Annotated in this window: 17 protein-coding genes and 1 tRNA gene; 14 read left to right on the forward strand and 4 right to left on the reverse strand. The window is 69.8% G+C overall.

Annotation, left to right across the window (positions count from 1 at the left end; translation table 11 throughout):
* The 13 genes from ACQP2X_RS04575 (at window position 1) to ACQP2X_RS04635 (ending at window position 11237) form a co-directional block, all read left to right on the forward strand.
* Window positions 1–564: a hypothetical protein gene (locus tag ACQP2X_RS04575; RefSeq protein WP_498694552.1), complete on the forward strand. Its 564-nt coding sequence runs from the start codon at window positions 1–3 to the stop codon at window positions 562–564.
* A gap of 98 nt (window positions 565–662) precedes the next feature.
* Window positions 663–2021, forward strand: coding sequence for an NAD(P)/FAD-dependent oxidoreductase (locus tag ACQP2X_RS04580; protein WP_498694554.1), 1359 nt, complete (start codon window positions 663–665; stop codon window positions 2019–2021).
* Between the two features lie 54 nt (window positions 2022–2075).
* Window positions 2076–2159: transfer RNA gene (locus tag ACQP2X_RS04585), tRNA-Leu, on the forward strand.
* A gap of 165 nt (window positions 2160–2324) precedes the next feature.
* Window positions 2325–2849, forward strand: a complete 525-nt coding sequence (locus ACQP2X_RS04590) for an Arc family DNA-binding protein (RefSeq protein WP_498694556.1) — start codon at window positions 2325–2327, stop codon at window positions 2847–2849.
* 64 nt (window positions 2850–2913) lie between these two features.
* The gene (locus ACQP2X_RS04595; protein WP_498694557.1) at window positions 2914–3753 is read left to right on the forward strand and encodes a DUF4097 family beta strand repeat-containing protein; all 840 of its coding nucleotides are present in this window, start codon (window positions 2914–2916) and stop codon (window positions 3751–3753) included.
* 14 nt (window positions 3754–3767) lie between these two features.
* Entirely contained in the window at window positions 3768–4535 is a 768-nt protein-coding gene (locus ACQP2X_RS04600; RefSeq protein ID WP_498694558.1) for an ABC transporter ATP-binding protein, read from the forward strand.
* The gene (locus tag ACQP2X_RS04605) at window positions 4532–5293 is read left to right on the forward strand and encodes an ABC transporter permease (protein ID WP_498694560.1); all 762 of its coding nucleotides are present in this window, start codon (window positions 4532–4534) and stop codon (window positions 5291–5293) included. The genes ACQP2X_RS04600 and ACQP2X_RS04605 overlap by 4 nt, the downstream gene beginning before the upstream one ends.
* A gap of 103 nt (window positions 5294–5396) precedes the next feature.
* Complete coding sequence (locus ACQP2X_RS04610; protein WP_498694561.1) at window positions 5397–6491, forward strand: S1C family serine protease; 1095 nt, start codon at window positions 5397–5399, stop codon at window positions 6489–6491.
* A gap of 12 nt (window positions 6492–6503) precedes the next feature.
* Window positions 6504–7949 (forward strand): basic amino acid/polyamine antiporter, encoded by a 1446-nt coding sequence (locus ACQP2X_RS04615; protein WP_498694562.1) that lies wholly within the window; start codon window positions 6504–6506, stop codon window positions 7947–7949.
* A 17-nt stretch (window positions 7950–7966) separates the two neighbouring features.
* The gene (locus ACQP2X_RS04620) at window positions 7967–9199 is read left to right on the forward strand and encodes an arginine deiminase (RefSeq protein ID WP_498694564.1); all 1233 of its coding nucleotides are present in this window, start codon (window positions 7967–7969) and stop codon (window positions 9197–9199) included.
* Window positions 9199–9924 carry a MarC family protein gene (locus tag ACQP2X_RS04625; RefSeq protein ID WP_498694566.1) on the forward strand — a complete coding sequence of 242 codons (726 nt, stop codon included), beginning with the start codon at window positions 9199–9201 and terminating at the stop codon, window positions 9922–9924. Before ACQP2X_RS04620 ends, ACQP2X_RS04625 begins: the two co-directional genes overlap by 1 nt.
* Window positions 9925–10053: 129 nt before the next feature.
* Complete coding sequence (locus tag ACQP2X_RS04630; RefSeq protein ID WP_498694568.1) at window positions 10054–10875, forward strand: Bax inhibitor-1/YccA family protein; 822 nt, start codon at window positions 10054–10056, stop codon at window positions 10873–10875.
* 83 nt (window positions 10876–10958) lie between these two features.
* Entirely contained in the window at window positions 10959–11237 is a 279-nt protein-coding gene (locus ACQP2X_RS04635; RefSeq protein WP_498694569.1) for a hypothetical protein, read from the forward strand.
* Here the strand turns inward: ACQP2X_RS04635 and ACQP2X_RS04640 are convergent.
* Window positions 11234–11641 carry a MarR family winged helix-turn-helix transcriptional regulator gene (locus ACQP2X_RS04640; protein ID WP_498657185.1) on the reverse strand — a complete coding sequence of 136 codons (408 nt, stop codon included), beginning with the start codon at window positions 11639–11641 and terminating at the stop codon, window positions 11234–11236. The genes ACQP2X_RS04635 and ACQP2X_RS04640 overlap by 4 nt on opposite strands.
* Window positions 11642–11693: 52 nt before the next feature.
* Here ACQP2X_RS04640 and ACQP2X_RS04645 point away from each other — a divergent pair, with 52 nt between their 5' ends.
* Window positions 11694–12599: an aldo/keto reductase gene (locus tag ACQP2X_RS04645; protein WP_498694570.1), complete on the forward strand. Its 906-nt coding sequence runs from the start codon at window positions 11694–11696 to the stop codon at window positions 12597–12599.
* Window positions 12600–12662: 63 nt separating this feature from the next.
* Here ACQP2X_RS04645 and ACQP2X_RS04650 read toward each other — a convergent pair whose 3' ends face one another.
* From ACQP2X_RS04650 to ACQP2X_RS04660, 3 genes are read right to left on the reverse strand one after another with little or no spacing between them, the layout of a single operon-like run.
* Window positions 12663–13907 (reverse strand): acetyl-CoA C-acetyltransferase, encoded by a 1245-nt coding sequence (locus tag ACQP2X_RS04650; RefSeq protein ID WP_498694571.1) that lies wholly within the window; start codon window positions 13905–13907, stop codon window positions 12663–12665.
* Between the two features lie 47 nt (window positions 13908–13954).
* The gene (locus tag ACQP2X_RS04655; RefSeq protein WP_498694573.1) at window positions 13955–14743 is read right to left on the reverse strand and encodes an SGNH/GDSL hydrolase family protein; all 789 of its coding nucleotides are present in this window, start codon (window positions 14741–14743) and stop codon (window positions 13955–13957) included.
* A 13-nt stretch (window positions 14744–14756) separates the two neighbouring features.
* Window positions 14757–15770 carry an SGNH/GDSL hydrolase family protein gene (locus ACQP2X_RS04660; protein ID WP_498694574.1) on the reverse strand — a complete coding sequence of 338 codons (1014 nt, stop codon included), beginning with the start codon at window positions 15768–15770 and terminating at the stop codon, window positions 14757–14759.
* Between the last annotated feature and the right edge of the window lie 100 nt (window positions 15771–15870).

Genomic DNA, 15870 nt, shown 5'->3' on the forward strand with positions numbered 1-15870 from the left:
GTGTTCAGCCTGTTCGCCCGCAAGCTGGCCGGCGCCAAGACCGTGCTGACCCGGGCCACCGTCCTGCCGTTCCTGGTGCGCTGCGGCATCGCGCTGTGTGGCCTGGTCGCCATGTCGGTCGCCTGGCCGTCGGCGCTGCTCGGCTCGCAGTTCTTCCTGCCGCTGGGGCTGGTCGCGCTCTATCCGGCGGTCGCGCCGCGCGGCCGGGGCGCCACCTTCGCCGCGCTGGTGGTCGTGGCCGGCTGGCTGGTCGACACCGTGATGGAGGACGCGGCGGTCTCGCTGTGGCGGGTGCTGACCATCGCCACGGCCCTCTATCTTGGACATTCGCTGACCGCATTGGCGGCCGTATTGCCGTACGACGCGGTCGTGAATGCCGATGTCGTCGGTGTCTGGCTGGCCCGCGCGCTCGCTGTGGTGCTTATCTCTGCGGTACTGACAGTAGCCATTCTGGGACTCACCGCTGATTTGGCGGGAAGTGCGTTTCTGGTGGCCACCCTTGTCGGATTGGCCGGCGCAGCGTGCGCCACGCTCCTCATAGCACGTCTTGTTCGCAGAGTGTAAATGTCCTCGAAATATGTGCCTCATAGCACTTGACAGAGGGACTTGGGATAGATCACACCGAGAGGCGTCACGGGCCGCGAAGAGCGACAATAAAAGGCGTGAATCCGCAGCGCATTGTCGTCGTAGGGGCAGGTCACGTCGGGCTCTATGCCGCCCTGCGTCTGTCGAAGAAGCTCAGCCGCCGCAAGGCTGAGATCGTCGTCATCGACCCCCAGCCCCACATGACGTATCAGCCGTTCCTGCCCGAGGCAGCGGCCGGCAACATCGAGCCGCGGCACAGTGTTGTGCCGCTCCGCCGCGAGCTCAAGAAGTGCCGCGTCATCGTCGGCGAGGTCACCAAGGTCGAGCACGCGCGCAAGACGGTCACCGTCCAGCCCATCGAGGGCCCCGCCACCGAGATGGAGTACGACCACATCATCGTGGCGCCCGGCTCGGTCTCGCGGACGCTCCCGATCCCCGGTCTCTCCGAGCGCGGTATCGGCTTCAAGACCATCGGCGAAGCCATCTACCTGCGCAACCACGTCATGGACCAGCTCGACGTCGCGGCCGTGACGCCCGACCCCGAGATCCGCAAGGCGGCCCTGAGCTTCGTCTTCGTCGGCGGCGGGTTCGCCGGCGTCGAGGCCATGGCCGAGATGGAGGACGTCGTCCGCGACGCCCTCAAGTACTACCCCGAGCTCGACCAGAAAGAGGTCAAGTTCGTCCTGGTCGAGGCCAGCAACCGGATCCTGCCCGAGGTCGGCGCCAAGATGGGCGCGTACGCCGCCCGTCAGCTGGCCAAGCGCGACATCTCGATCCGCCTCGAGACGTTCCTCAAGTCCTGCGTGGACGGCAACATCGAGCTGTCCGACGGCGACAAGTTCCGCGCCGAGACCGTGGTCTGGACCGCGGGCGTGAAGCCGTCGCCGATGCTCGACGTCACCGACCTGCCGCGCGGTCCCAAGGGCCACGTCAACTGCCTGCCCACGCTCCAGGTGGCCGACGACGAGGGCAACGTCCTCGACGGCGCCTGGTCGGCCGGCGACTGCGCGCAGGTGCCCGACCTGACCAACCCCGGTGGCTGGTGCTCGCCGAGCGCCCAGCACGCGGTCCGCCAGGCCAAGGTGCTCGCCGACAACATCAAGGCCGTGGTCCTGGGCGGTCTGCCCAAGGAGTACCGCCACAAGTACGTCGGCTCGGTGGCCGGCCTCGGCCTCTACAAGGGCGTGGCGCACGTCTACGGCATCAAGGTGCGCGGCCTTCCCGCGTGGTTCATGCACCGCTCGTACCACATGAGCCGGATCCCCTCGTTCAACCGCAAGGTCCGGGTCGTGGCCGACTGGACGCTGGCCTTCGTGCTCCGCCGCGAGACCATCGCCCTGGGTCAGCTGCACCACCCGCGCGAGGAGTTCCTCGAGGTGACGCCGCCGGTCCGCAAGCCGGAGGAGCGCGAGACGGTGAGCGCGGGGACCCGCTGAGGTAATCTCCGTTTCCGCCACCCGGCCGGCAACCTATACGGTGTCTCCAGTGCCGCCCGGGTGGTGGAATGGCAGACACGGCCGCCTTAAAAGCGGCTGCCTCGCGCAGGCGTGCGGGTTCGAGACCCGCCCCGGGCACAACTTCACCCACACGACGCCACAGGTTCTGGCCTGTGGCGTCGCGCTTTTTCAGGCGTACGGCCACTGCCTGGTGCCACACGCGCCACCGCCGTGTGCCAGATTGGCACATTCGTGGTGCCATAGGCCTTGCTGGTGGTGCCATGCGTGTGCCACGATGGTGCCATGGACTTGACCTCGTATGTGAACAACCTCGGACGCGAGTTCGCCACGCTGGCCGAGGCCGGTGGCGAGGAGTCGCGTGCGCTGGTCGAGCGCCTGACCGGCTCCCTCGAGTCGGCGATCCGCATGACTTTGCTGGAGGCGCTGTCCGGCGCCGCCGACGAGATCACCGGCGACCTGGCTCCCGGCTCGGTCGAGCTGCGCCTGCGCGGCCGCGACCCCGAGTTCGTGGTGAAGGCGGCGCCCGCCGCCGAGCCGGCCGCCTCCGCCGAAAGCGTCACCACCAACGCCACCGAGAGCGACCTGCAGTTCGCCGAGGACGGCCCGGCCGCCCGCATCAACGTCCGCATGCCCGAGCAGCTCAAGGCCGCGATCGAGGAGGCCGCCGGCCGCGAGGGCCGCTCGGTGAACGCCTGGCTCGTCCGGGCCGCCACCTCCGCCCTGCAGCAACCCGACCGCGTCCCGCGCCCCGAGCCCCGCGACAGCGGCAAGCGGGCGGCGCAGCGTTTCACCGGCTGGGTCCGCTAGCCATCCGAACGAAACGTCTCTGACCTGCGGAGACGGCTCACCGACTCATCACGTGGGGACAACCATGCCTTCTTTCGACACTCCCGAATCGATCAACGTCGTTCTCGACTACTACGTCGGCGACGTGCGGATCGTCGCGAGCGACCGTGCCGACACCGTCGTCGAGGTCCGCCCGAACGACCCGAACGACGACTCCGACGTGCAGGCCGCCCAGCAGATCAAGGTCGACTACGCGAACGGCGAGCTGCGGGTGACCGGCCCGAAGCGCACCTTCGACTTCTCCAAGAAGTCCAAGGCGGTGAACGTCGACATCGAGCTCCCCAGCGGCTCGCGGCTCGACGCCCACCTCGTGATGGGCGGCTTCCGCGTCACCGGCCGGCTCGGCGACACCCGGATCAAGAGCACCGGCGAGATGCGGCTCGAGCGGACCGGGGCCCTGCGCCTGCACACCGGGCTCGGCAACGTGAGCGTCGACCGGATCGACGGTGACGCCGAGGTCTCCACCGGCTCCGGCAAGATCCAGCTGGGCGAGGTCGAGGGCGGCGCCGTCATCCGGAACGCCAACGGCGACACCGCGATCGACGTGGTCACCGGCGACGTGCGGGTGAAGAACGCCAACGGCGACATCGACATCGATCGGGCGCTCGCCGGCGCCGATGTGAAGACGGCAAACGGCAAGGTCCGCCTCGGCGAGGTCGTCCGCGGCTCGATCACGCTCGGCACCGCCGCCGGCGCCCTGGACATCGGCATCGCCGAGGGCACCGCGGCCTGGCTCGAGATCAGCACCGGCTTCGGCAAGGTCCACAACCAGATGGAACAGAGCACCAGCCCCGGCGAGGCCACCGAGACCGTCGAGGTCCGCGGCCGCACCGGTTTCGGCGACATCCTCATCCACCGCGCCTGAAGGGTATTCCGACCATGGATGGACAGAACCCCGCGATCCGAGTGCACGGGTTGCGCAAGTCGTACAAGGACGTCGAGGTGCTCAAGGGCGTCGACCTCGAGGTGGCCCGCGGCAGCATCTACGCGCTGCTCGGCTCCAACGGCGCCGGCAAGACGACGACCGTGCGGATCCTGGCCACGCTGCTGAAGGCCGACGACGGCACGGCCGTCGTCAACGGCTTCGACGTCGCCGCCGAACCACAGCGGGTGCGCGAGTCGATCAGCCTGACCGGCCAGTTCGCGGCGGTCGACGAGATCCTCACCGGCCGCGAGAACATCGTCATGATCGCCCGGCTGCGGCGGGTCGACAACCCCGGCAAGATCGCCGACGACCTGCTGGACCGCTTCGGGCTGACCGAGGCGGCCGGGCGCCGGGTCGGCACCTACTCCGGCGGCATGCGCCGCCGGCTCGACATCGCGATGAGCCTGATCGGCGACCCGCCGATCATCTTCCTCGACGAGCCGACCACCGGCCTCGACCCGCAGGCCCGCATCGAGGTGTGGAAGGTGATCGAGAACCTGGCCGGCGGCGGCACCACGGTGCTGCTGACCACGCAATATCTGGACGAGGCGGAGAAACTGGCCGGCCGGATCGCGATCCTGCACGAGGGCCGCATCATCGTCGACGGCACCCTGGCCGAGCTTCGCACGATGCTCCCGCCGGCCAAGGTCGAGTACGTGGAGCGGCAACCCAGCCTGGAAGAGATCTTCCTGGCCATCGTCGGAGAGAAGGGTCAGCGATGAGCACGCACGTCCTCAGCGACACCAATGTGATGCTGGGCCGCTCGATGCGGCACATCACCCGCAGCCTCGACACGATCATCACCGTCACGATCATGCCGATCGCGTTCCTGCTGCTGTTCCGCTACGTCTTCGGTGGTGCGATCCAGGCCAACACCGACAACTACACCAACTACCTGATGCCCGGCGTGCTGTTGATCGCCATCGCCAGCGGCATCTCGTACACCGGCTTCCGGCTCTTCAACGACCTCCAGGGCGGCATCTTCGAGCGGTTCAACTCGATGCCCATCGCGCGATCCTCGGTGCTGTGGGGTCACGTACTGACGTCGATGGTCTCCAACGCCCTTTCCTGTGCCCTCATTGTCCTCATTGGACTGGGGATCGGCTTCCGCTCGTCGGCCGGCGTGCTGCCCTGGCTCGCCGTGGTCGGCATCCTGCTCCTCTTCACCCTGGCCCTGACCTGGATCGCCGTGCTGGCCGGCCTGTCCGCCTCGTCACCCGACGGCGCCTCGGCCTTCTCCTACCCGATCGTCTTCCTTCCCTTCATCTCCTCGGCCTTCGTGCCGACCGACACCATGCCGGCCCCGGTCAAGGCCTTCGCCGAACACCAGCCGGTCACCTCGATCGTCAACTCGATCCGCGCCCTGCTCGACCAGCAGCCGGTCGGCAACGACATCTGGATCGCCCTGGCCTGGTGCGTCGGCATCACGGTGGTCGCCTACGCCTTCGCCATGCGCGCCTACAAGCGCAAGATCTCCTGACCCGGTCCACGGCTCACCGGCGGATCATCCCACTCGGGGTGATCCGCCGGTTCATCCGTTCCGGGTGACGCTCGCCGGATCGACGGATACCTACGTTGGCGGCATGCGACTCACGCCGGGACGTCTGGTCGCCGGGGCAGTGGCCTTGGCGCTGCTGTCGGGGATCACCGGCGGCCTGCTCGGCGCGGCCGCGTCCGGTTCGGACGGCGACGGCCGTCCGGCCGCGGCCGCCGCCACCAGCGGGACCGCCTGCGACGTGACCCAGGTGGCGGCGACCGTCTTCCCGTCGCTGGTCACCATCAACGTGCGGCGCGGGGCCACCGGCGGCCTCGGCTCGGGCTCGGTGCTCGACCGCGACGGCAACATCCTCACCAACGACCATGTGATCGCCCCGGCGTTCGCCGCCGGTGCCACCCCCGCCACCGCCCCGGCCACCATCACCGTCGACTTCGCCCGCGGCGCCTCCGAGGTGCCGGCCACCGTGGTCGGCCGCGACCCGGCCACCGACCTCGCGGTGCTGCGGGTGGACCCGGCCGCGGCCACCCTCACCCCGATCGCGATCGGCGACTCCTCAGCCTTGGTCGTCGGTCAGCCGGTGGTCGCGGCCGGCTCCCCGCTCGGCCTCAACAGCACCATCACGGCCGGCGTGGTCAGCGCCCTCAACCGCTGGATCGACGTGGGCCAGGGCGCCGAGCCGGCCGCACTGGTCAACGCCGTGCAGACCGACGCCGCGATCAACCAGGGCAACAGCGGCGGCCCGCTCACCGACTGCGCGGGCCGGCAGGTCGGTGTCAACTCGGCCGGCGCCCAGCCGCCCGAGGGCGGTGGCGGCAGCATCGGGCTCAACTTCGCCATCCCGATCGACTTCGCCGTCTCGGTGGCCGAACAGCTCATCACCGACAAGCGCGCCACGCACCCGGTCATCGGCGTCATGTCGGTCAGCGTGACCGACGAGATCGCCCGGGCCACCGGCCTGCCCCGCGGCGCCCTGGTCGAGCAGGTCGTGCCCGGCTTCGGCGCGGCCCGCGGCGGCCTGCGCCCCGGCGACGTGATCACCCAGATCGGCGGCGCCGCGGTCAACGGCACCGACCAGATGCTCGTCGCCATCCGGTCCCACAAGCCCGGCGACACGGTGGACGTCCGCTTCAGCCGGGCCGGCGCCACCCAGAGCGCCCAGGTACCGGTGACCGAACCCTAGGAAGGCGACGACGTGACCGGAACCGACACCACGACCACCGCGTCCACGGCCCAGAAGCTCACCCTGGTCACGATGACCATGATGGTCATCGGCAGCATGGTCGGGGCCGGCGTCTTCTCGCTGCCCCGGCGCTTCGCCCAGGAGACCGGGGTCTACGGCGCGATGATCGCGTGGGCCATCGCCGGCACGGGCATGCTCATGCTCGCCTTCGTCTTCCAGACCCTCGCGCTGCGCAAGCCCGAGCTCGACGCCGGCGTCTACGCGTACGCGAAGGCCGGCTTCGGCGAATATCTGGGGTTCTTCTCGGCCTTCGGCTATTGGGCCAGCGCCTGCGTGGGCAACGTGACCTACTGGGTCCTGATCATGTCGACGATCGGGACGATCTGGCCGGCCATGGGTGACGGCGACACCCTGCTCGCGGTCGTCGTCTCCACCGCCGGCATCTGGCTGTTCTTCTATCTGATCCAGCGCGGGGTCAAGGACGCGGCCGCGCTCAACCGGATCGTCACGGTGGCCAAGGTCGTGCCGATCATCGTCTTCGTCCTCATCGCGCTCTTCCTGCTCGACCCCCAGGTGTTCGCCGACAACCTCAGCGGACCGGCCGACTACGGTTCCCTGTTCGAGCAGGTCAAGGGCACGATGCTGGTGACCGTCTTCGTCTTCCTGGGCGTCGAGGGGGCCAGCGTCTACTCTCGGCACGCGAAGCGCCGGCAGGACGTCGGCCGGGCCACCATCCTCGGCTTCCTCGGCGTGTTCGCCATCTTCGCGTCGGTCACCATCGTGTCGTACGGCATCCTGCCCAGCTCCGAGATCGCCGAGCTGCGGCAGCCGTCGATGGGCGGCGTGCTCGAGGCGGCCGTCGGCACCTGGGGCAAGGTCTTCGTCAGCGTCGGCCTGATCGTCTCGGTCCTCGGCGCCTATCTGGCCTGGACCCTGATGGCGGCCGAGGTGCTGTTCGTGGCGGCCGCCGACGACGACATGCCGCGGTTCCTGCGGCGCACCAAGCGCGGCGACGTGCCGTTCAACGCCCTGCTGTTGACCTCGATCCTGATCCAGGCCGTCCTGATCGTCACCTACTTCTCCGAGGACGCGTTCAACTTCGCCCTCGACCTGACCAGCGCGCTCACCTTGATCCCGTTCCTGCTCGCCGCGGCGTACGCCCTGAAACTGGCTCTGACCCGGGAGACCTATGTGGAGCAGCCACAGGGGCGCGGGCGCGAGCTCACCATCGGGGTGCTCGCCGTGGCGTACACCCTCTTCCTGCTCTTCGCGGCGGGACCGAAGTTCGTGCTGGTCTCGCTGATCATCTACGCCCCGGCCACCCTGCTCTTCGTCAAGGCGCGCCGGGAGCAGGGCCGGCAGCTGTTCTCCGGCCGGGAGCTCGTCATCCTCGCCGTCTCGGTCCTCGGCGCCGTCATCGGCATCGTCGCGCTCGCGGCGGGCTGGATCTCCATCTAGGTCACCAGGGAGTTGTCATGGAACACGGCGTGTACTCAGAGGTCGGCCGGCTGCGCAAGGTGCTGGTCTGCGCGCCCGGGCTGGCCCATCGCCGGCTCACCCCCGGAAACGCCGACGACCTGCTGTTCGACGACGTCATGTGGGTGGAGAACGCGCAGCGCGACCACGCCGACTTCGTCAACAAGCTGCGCAACCGCGGCGTCGAGGTGGTCGAGCTGCACGAGCTGCTGGCCGCGACGATGGCCATCCCCGAGGCCCGCTCCTGGCTCCTCGACCGCAAGATCATCGCGAACGAGGTCGGCCTCGGCCTGCTCGACGACACCCGCGCCTTCCTCGAGGAGCTCCCGCCCCGCGAGCTGGCCGAGTTCCTGATCGGCGGGCTGGCCACATCGGACCTGCCGGCCGATTTCCGCAAGTCGGCCTACGTCTCGCTGGCCCGCGAGGCGACCGGCGTCCGCGAATATCTGATGCCACCGCTGCCCAACACCCTCTACACCCGCGACACCACGTGCTGGCTCTACGGCGGGCTGACGCTGAACCCGCTCTACTGGCCGGCCCGGCACGACGAGACCCTGCTGATGAAGGCGATCTACCAGTTCCACCCGGACTACGTGGGCTCGAAGGTGTGGTGGGGCGATCCGGAGAAGGACTGGGGCCTGGCCACCTTCGAAGGCGGCGACGTGATGCCGGTCGGCAACGGCGTCGTACTGGTCGGCATGAGCGAGCGCACTTCGCGGCAGGCCATCACCCAGGTGGCGCAGTCGCTGTTCGCCAACGGCGCGGCCTCGAAGGTGATCGTGGCCGGCATGCCGAAGCTGCGCGCCGCGATGCACCTGGACACGGTGTTCACGTTCGCCGACCGCGACGTGGTCACCCTCTATCCGACCATCGTCGACGGCATCCACCCGTTCACGCTGGTGCCGGGCTCGTGGGGCGTGGACGTGATCGACGAGGAGGGCCGCCGCTTCGTGGACGTGGTGGCCGAGTCGCTGGGCTTCAAGGAGCTGAGGGTCATCGAGACCGGGGGCGACGTGTACGCCTCGGAGCGCCAGCAGTGGGACAGCGGCAACAACGCGGTAGCGGTCGAGCCCGGGGTGGTCTTCACGTACGACCGCAACACGCAGACGAACACCCTGCTCCGCCAGGCCGGCGTCGAGGTCATCACGATCGTCGGGGCCGAGCTGGGCCGCGGCCGGGGTGGTGGGCACTGCATGACCTGTCCGCTGATCCGCGACGCCGTCGATTTCTGATGTCGTTCAAGTACGACGCGCTGGTTCTGTTCCTGGCGTTGTTCGCGCTGTACAGCCCGGTGGCGGCGCTGTCGTCGTACCTGCCGATCGTCCGGCCGTATACCCATGCCGAGCAGCTGCGGCTCTCCCTGGGCCTGGTCGTCAACGTGGTCGTCTTCGTCCTGCTGGCGATCTGGGTGGGCGAGCCGCTGCTGGAGCTGCTCGGCATCAGCACAGCGGCCCTGACCGCGACCGGCGGCATCGCCTTGATCCTGGCCGCGGTCCCCCTCATGACCGGCAAGTCCGCCTTGTCCTCCACCGCCCCCGCCCCCGCCGCCCCTACCGCCCCAGCGCCCGCCGCCCCAGCATCCGCCGCGCCCGCGCCCGCCGTGCTCGCTTCCACTCCGGCCGCTCCCAAAACCGATAAATCCTTTAAGTCAGTCCTATTCACGCCGATCACATTTCCTCTGACGGTCGGTGGCACGACGTTCGCCTTCGGGGTCGCGGCCTCGGCCGATGTCGGCAGCGCGACCGGCCGGCTGCTCCTGTCGGTGGCCGCCCTGGCGTACGCCCTCGTGACGGGTTTGACCCTCTATGCCGCGGGCCACGTCGAGCGGCGGATCTCGGACGCCGCGGCCGGCATCCTCGATCGGATCGCCGGCATCCTGCTGACCGCCATCGCCGTCGTGCTCCTGACCAACGGTTTCACCGAACTCGCCCTGTCCGCGATCGACCGCTTTCAGTGACTTCACAGTTTCACGTTCAGCTGGTTCACAGCCTCGCGCGGCGCCAGGAAGTGACTCTTGCCCGTACCCTGGAAGAGCACGTCAAGGTGCCATTACCTCGTGCCTCAACCTCAAGGGAGGCTGGACACAGTGAAGACTTCAAACCCGGTGCTCTCACGCCTCGGCCAGGCGGCCGAGCGCGAGCGTACGGCCGGGTACGGGGCCTACGGCCCCGCCGGCGCCCCGGGTTACGGTCAGCCGTACCCGACGACGCCGGATTACCCCGCCGCTCCGCCCGCCGTGCGCCCCATGACCGTCGACGACGTCGTCGTCAAGACGGTGACGCTGCTCGGCATCACGGGCATCGCCGCCGTCGTGGCGTGGAACGTGGTGCCCGACTCGGCGACCGGAGCCGCCTGGATCGGCGCCGCCATCGTCGGTCTGATCCTGGGCTTCGTCATCTCGTTCTCGCGCATGGCCAACCCGGCGCTCGTGGTGACCTACGCGGTCGTCGAGGGCGTCTTCGTCGGCATGGTCTCGAAGACGTACCAGGAGTTCTTCGGCTACGACGGCATCATCCTCCAGGCGGTGACGGCCACGTTCGGCGTCTTCTTCCTGATGGCGGTGCTCTACAAGGCCCGGGTCATCCGGGCCACGCCGAAATTCACCCGCGGCCTCATCGCGGTCATGGGTGGCCTGTTCGCCGTCATCCTGATCAACCTGGTGCTGTCGCTGTTCGGCTTCAACACCGGCCTGCGTGACAACGGCCCGCTCGGCTACATCTTCAGCATCGTCTGCATCGTGGTGGCCGCGCTCAGCTTCATCCTGAGCTTCAACGAGGTCGAGGAGGGCGTGCGGATGGGTCTTCCGCAGCGCTACTCCTGGGTCGCCGCCTTCGGCATCCTGGTCAGCCTCGTCTGGCTCTACCTGGAGATCCTGCGTCTCCTGAGTTTCCTGCAAGGCGACGACTGACTCGTTGCTTGACCAGGCTGTGTTTGACTAGACAGCGCCCGGCCCGACTCCCCTCGGTCCGGGCGCTGTCTTATGTTCTTCCGGTGACTGACTTCGCGACCTCCGTCGACCGGCTCCTCAACCAGGTGCGTCACTGGGAGGCGCCACGCTGGCGGGCCGAGGGCCGCGGCGACCGGGTGTACGCCCTGGTCCAGCGCCTGGCCGACCTGGCCGCCGACGCCGAGGGCCGCCCGCGCCGCGTCGTTCCGCGCGAGTCCGACCTCGTCCTGCCCGACCAGGTGCGCGTCATGGCCGACGACATTCCGCCCGGCGCCTTCGGCGAAGCCGCGGCCGCCGTCGACGACGTACGGAAAAATCTTTAATCCTTCAAGCTTTCCAGTACGTCCCGGAGTGCCTCCCGTTGCGCGGCGGTGAGCCGCCCGGTCAGATGCCGCTCCACCGCCGCCGCCAGCAGCGGCTCGGTCCGCGCCATGACCTCGGCACCGCTTTTCTCCAGTGTCAGGTCGACGCCGTTGCGCAGCCGCGCCCGCGACAGATAGCCGCGCTGCTCCATCCGGGTGAGCAGGTGCGAGAGCCGCGTCCGGTCCCAGCCCGTCGACGCCGCGAGCGCGTTCTGCCGTACGGTCCCGCCGGCCCCGTTCAGGTGGACCAGCACCGTCATCTCGGCCTCGGAGAGCTCGCTGCCCTCGATCACGTCGGCGATCACCGACGCCCGGATCAGCTCGCTGACCTGCTTCCAGAGCAGCCAGAGTCCAACTGTTGACATTTCAACACTGCCGCCCATACTGTTGATATTACAACAGTCTGCGGAGGTATTCATGAGTGACGGCATCCCCGGTGGCGGCGGACGGTTCGCGGGCCGCGAGGTCGCCCGCATCGGCTACGGCGCGGCGCAGCTCGGGCGCCTGCGCGGCGATCAGGAGGCAGCCGTGGCCCTCCTGCGGCGTGCCTTCGACCTCGGCGTCGATCACGTCGACACCGCTGATTTCTACGGCGACGGCTTCGCCAACGACGTCATCGGGCGGGCCGTGCGCCCCGGCGACGACGTCCTGATCGCCACCAAGGTCGGTGCGACGCCCGTACCCGGTGCCAAGATCCCGCTGCGGCTCGCCCAGCGGCCGGAGGAGCTGCGCGCCAGCGTCGAGGACAACCTGCGCGGCCTCGGCGCCGAGCGGATCGACGTGGTCTATCTGCGGCGCACCGACGGCGGGCCGGGCATGCGGGCCTCGGGCGACCAGGTAGTCGACCTCGACGACCAGCTCGCCGTCCTGACCGGGCTTCGCGACGCCGGCAAGATCGGGGCGATCGGCCTGAGCGCGGTCACCCTCGACGTGCTCCGGCGGGCGCTGCCGGCCGGCATTGTGGGCGTGCAGAACGCGTACAGCCTGGTCGCCCGCGACGACGAGGAGGTGCTGAGCCTGTGCACCGCCGAGGGCATCGCCTGGGTGCCTTTCTACCCGCTCGGCGGCGCCTTCCCCGGCATGCCCAAGGTGACCGACGAGCCGGCCGTGCACACGACCGCCGAGGCGCTCGGCGTGACGGTGTCGCAGGCCGGTCTCGCCTGGCTTCTTCACCACGCCCCGAATGTGCTGCTCATCCCGGGCACCGTGAGCGCCGCCCACCTGGAGGCGAACCTCGCTGCCGGCGCGATCGTGCTCGACGGGCCGACGATGGCCGCGCTCGACGCCGTGCCCTCCCGGTCGTCCCAGGTCCTTTTCGGCTAGGGACAAAGCCGCCGAGCCCGGCCGCTCGTGGCAGGCCGGACCCGGCGGGAATCCGTGGGGGATCTAGCTGAGGCGCTCCAGGATCATGGCCATGCCCTGGCCGCCGCCGACGCACATCGTCTCGAGGCCGATCGACTTGTCGTGCCAGTCGAGGGAGTTGAGCAGGGTGGCGGTGAGGCGGGCGCCGGTCATGCCGAACGGGTGGCCGACCGCGATGGCGCCGCCGTTGACGTTCAGCTTGTCGATCGGGATGCCCAGGTCCTGGTACGAGGGGATCACCTGGGCCGCGAAGGCCTCGTTGATCTCGACCAGGTCGATGTCGTCGATGGTCATGCCGGCCCGCTTCAGGGCCTGCTTCGACGCCTCGACCGGGCCCAGGCCCATGATCTCGGGGCTGAGCGCGGTGACGCCGGTCGAGACGATCCGGGCCAGCGGGGTGATGCCCAGCTCGCGAGCCTTGGTGTCGCTCATGACGACCACCGCGGCCGCGCCGTCGTTCAGCGGGCAGCAGTTGCCGGCCGTCACCCGGCCGTCGGGGCGAAACACCGGCTTGAGCTGCGAGACGCCCTCGATCGTGACGCCCGGGCGGGGGCCGTCGTCGGCCGACACGACAGTGCCGTCGGGCAGCGTCACCGGGGTGATCTCCCGCTGCCAGAAGCCGTCCGCGGTCGCCTTCTCGGCGAGGTTCTGGCTGCGTACGCCGAACTCGTCCATCTCCTCGCGGCTGATGCCCTTGATCTGGGCGAGGTTCTCGGCGGTCTGGCCCATGGCGATGTAGACGTCCGGAAGCAGATCGTCCTCGCGGGGGTCGTGCCAGGTCTGGCCGCCCTCGGCGAACTTCTTGGTGCGGGACCGGGCGTCGGCGAACTTCGGGTTCTCCCAGCCGCCGCCGACCTGCGCGCGCAGCTCGGGCGGGAGGCCGTCGGAGTTGCCCCGTGCGTATCGGGAGACGGTCTCGACGCCGGCCGAGAGGAAGATGTCGCCCTCGCCGGCCTTGATGGCGTGGAACGCCATGCGGGTGGTCTGCAGCGACGACGAGCAGTAACGGGTGATGGTGGCGCCGGGCAGGCCGTCGAGGCCCAGCTGGGTGGCGACCACGCGGGCCATGTTGAAGCCCTGCTCGCCACCGGGGAGCCCGCAACCGAGGTAGAGATCCTCGATCAGCGTCCGGTCGAGCTGCGGCACCTTGGCCAGGGCCGCGTCGATGATGGTGGTGGCAAGGTCGTCGGGACGGAGGTCCCTCAGCGATCCCTTGGCGGCGCGGCCGATGGGGGATCGGGCGGTGGCGACGATGACAGCTTCCGGCATGGAGTCAATTTAACTCGCCGGTAACTTTCATCGGAAGTGCAAATTCGTCACACGGACGCCACCGCGGCCTTGACCACCGCGGGGTACAGCGCGTGCGCCCACACCCGGTAGCCGTCGGCCGACGGGTGGAAGCCGTCGTAGCAGAGCGTGCCGGCGTCGGCCCGGAACACCGCGCCCGTCTCCTCGGCCAGGTCGACCACCGCGCCGCCGGCCGCCGTGACCGCCTTGGCCTGCGCTTTCGCCATGCGGCGGCCCATCACGGCGGCCACCTGCCGCAGCGGGGGAGCGATGGCCCGCAGCGCTCCCAGGTCGGGGCAGGTGCCCACGACGACCCGGACGCCGGCGTCGCGCAGGCGGCGCACGGCCGTGCCGAGCTGGGCCGCCGACTCCTCGGGGCTGCGCAGGCTCGTCGCGTCGTGCGCGCCGATCAGCACCACGGCCACGTCGGGACGGTCGCCGAGCAGGGCGCGGGCCACCTGGGTGCCCAGGTCGGAGGAGCGGGAACCGGCCACGCCGACGCTGGAGAGCAGCACGTGGCGCTCGCCGGTCTCGGCCGTGCCCTCGGCCAGCAGCCGGGCCAGCTGGCCGCCGACCGTCTCGGAGAGCCACTCCACGCCCACACCGATCGCCGCCGAGTCACCCAGCAGCACCAGGCGCAGCGGCGGGGCCGACACGCGGCCCATCGACGTGCGCAGGGCCAGGCCCATGGTCGGCTTCGCGTATCGCCGCGCCTTGGCCGCGAGAACCTCGCCGACCAGCAGGGCGGCACCGCCCACGGCGCCGGCGAGCAGACCGGTGGCCGCCGCCCTGCCGATCCGTGCGTTGAGCCCCGCCATGTTCGCCTCCCTGCTATTGATCCTCTGGGGTCCACCCTACGGCGCTCGGCGCCGAGGTACGGCGGTGACCGAACCAGTGCCGCGTCTCGCCGAACCACGGATGGCGCCGCAGGACGGCCCAGCGGCCCTGCGCGCTCACCTCGGTGCCGGCCGCCCGCACCGCCTCGTGCGCGGCCTCTTCCAAGCCGTCGACACCGGAGGCGGCCGGCCGGGGAGAGTCCTCGGTGAGCGAAGCCATCAATGTCGGCATCACGACCGCCGCCGCACGGGCGTACCCCTCGGCGGACGGGTGGAAACGGTCGGAGCTGAACATCCGCACCGGGTCGGCCACGAACATCGGGCCCAGCAGGTTGCCCAGCGACACCGTGCGGCCGCCGGCCTCGACCACGGCCACGGTCTGCGCGGCGGCCAGATCGCGGCTCCACTTGCGGGCCAGCCAGCGCAGCGGCGGCTTGATCGGCTGGATGGCGCCGATGTCGGGGCACGTGCCGACCACGACCTTGCAGCCGGTGGCGCGCAGCCTCCGCACGGCCTCGCCCAGATGGCGTACGGCTCCGGCCCGGTCCGAGTAATGCGTGACGTCGTTGGCGCCGATGAGGATCACGGCGACCTCGGGCTCGTGCTCCAGGGCGGCGTCCACCTGGTACGGCAGGCCGGACGACATCGAGCCGACCACGGCCAGCCGGTGCAGCCGCACGGGACGGCGCAGCCGCCGCGACACGCCGGTGGCCAGCAGCGCGCCGGGTGTCTCGCGGGGACGGTGCACTCCGTAGCCGGCGGCTGACGAGTCGCCCAGGACGACCATGGTCAACGGCTTGCCGCCGAATTTCGCGCCGTAGACGCCGTCGCCCCGCGGCGGGGGCGCCTCGGCCATCGGGATGATGCGTCGCGCGTCCGCGGCCTGCCGGAGCAGCAGACCGGCCGACACCGCGGTCAGACCGGCCAGCGCGCCCGTCACGCCGCCGAGGACCCGCCCGGCCAGCTTGATCCTGCGCCAGTCGTCAGCGGTGATCTGGATGGTGCTCACTAGCTCCCTCGCTGTCGGGTCAAAACAACGTCAGTAGGGAATTACGAGGCTAACGCGCGACCGCGAGAGGTAATCATGGCGCGCCCAAGTCATGCTGGAG

The sequence above is a fragment of the Actinoplanes sp. CA-131856 genome, from assembly GCF_050956135.1.
Classification (GTDB): Bacteria; Actinomycetota; Actinomycetes; order Mycobacteriales; family Micromonosporaceae; genus Actinoplanes.

What these genes read in the sequence shown, in the direction of transcription:
- ACQP2X_RS04590 (WP_498694556.1), top strand. Translation starts at nt 2,325, where the DNA reads ATGGACTTGACCTCGTATGTGAACAACCTCGGACGCGAGTTCGCCACG.
- ACQP2X_RS04595 (WP_498694557.1), top strand. Translation starts at nt 2,914, where the DNA reads ATGCCTTCTTTCGACACTCCCGAATCGATCAACGTCGTTCTCGACTAC.
- ACQP2X_RS04600 (WP_498694558.1), top strand. Translation starts at nt 3,768, where the DNA reads ATGGATGGACAGAACCCCGCGATCCGAGTGCACGGGTTGCGCAAGTCG.
- ACQP2X_RS04605 (WP_498694560.1), top strand. Translation starts at nt 4,532, where the DNA reads ATGAGCACGCACGTCCTCAGCGACACCAATGTGATGCTGGGCCGCTCG.
- ACQP2X_RS04610 (WP_498694561.1), top strand. Translation starts at nt 5,397, where the DNA reads ATGCGACTCACGCCGGGACGTCTGGTCGCCGGGGCAGTGGCCTTGGCG.
- ACQP2X_RS04620 (WP_498694564.1), top strand. Translation starts at nt 7,967, where the DNA reads ATGGAACACGGCGTGTACTCAGAGGTCGGCCGGCTGCGCAAGGTGCTG.
- ACQP2X_RS04625 (WP_498694566.1), top strand. Translation starts at nt 9,199, where the DNA reads ATGTCGTTCAAGTACGACGCGCTGGTTCTGTTCCTGGCGTTGTTCGCG.
- ACQP2X_RS04640 (WP_498657185.1), bottom strand. Translation starts at nt 11,641, where the DNA reads ATGTCAACAGTTGGACTCTGGCTGCTCTGGAAGCAGGTCAGCGAGCTG.
- ACQP2X_RS04645 (WP_498694570.1), top strand. Translation starts at nt 11,694, where the DNA reads ATGAGTGACGGCATCCCCGGTGGCGGCGGACGGTTCGCGGGCCGCGAG.
- ACQP2X_RS04650 (WP_498694571.1), bottom strand. Translation starts at nt 13,907, where the DNA reads ATGCCGGAAGCTGTCATCGTCGCCACCGCCCGATCCCCCATCGGCCGC.
- ACQP2X_RS04655 (WP_498694573.1), bottom strand. Translation starts at nt 14,743, where the DNA reads ATGGCGGGGCTCAACGCACGGATCGGCAGGGCGGCGGCCACCGGTCTG.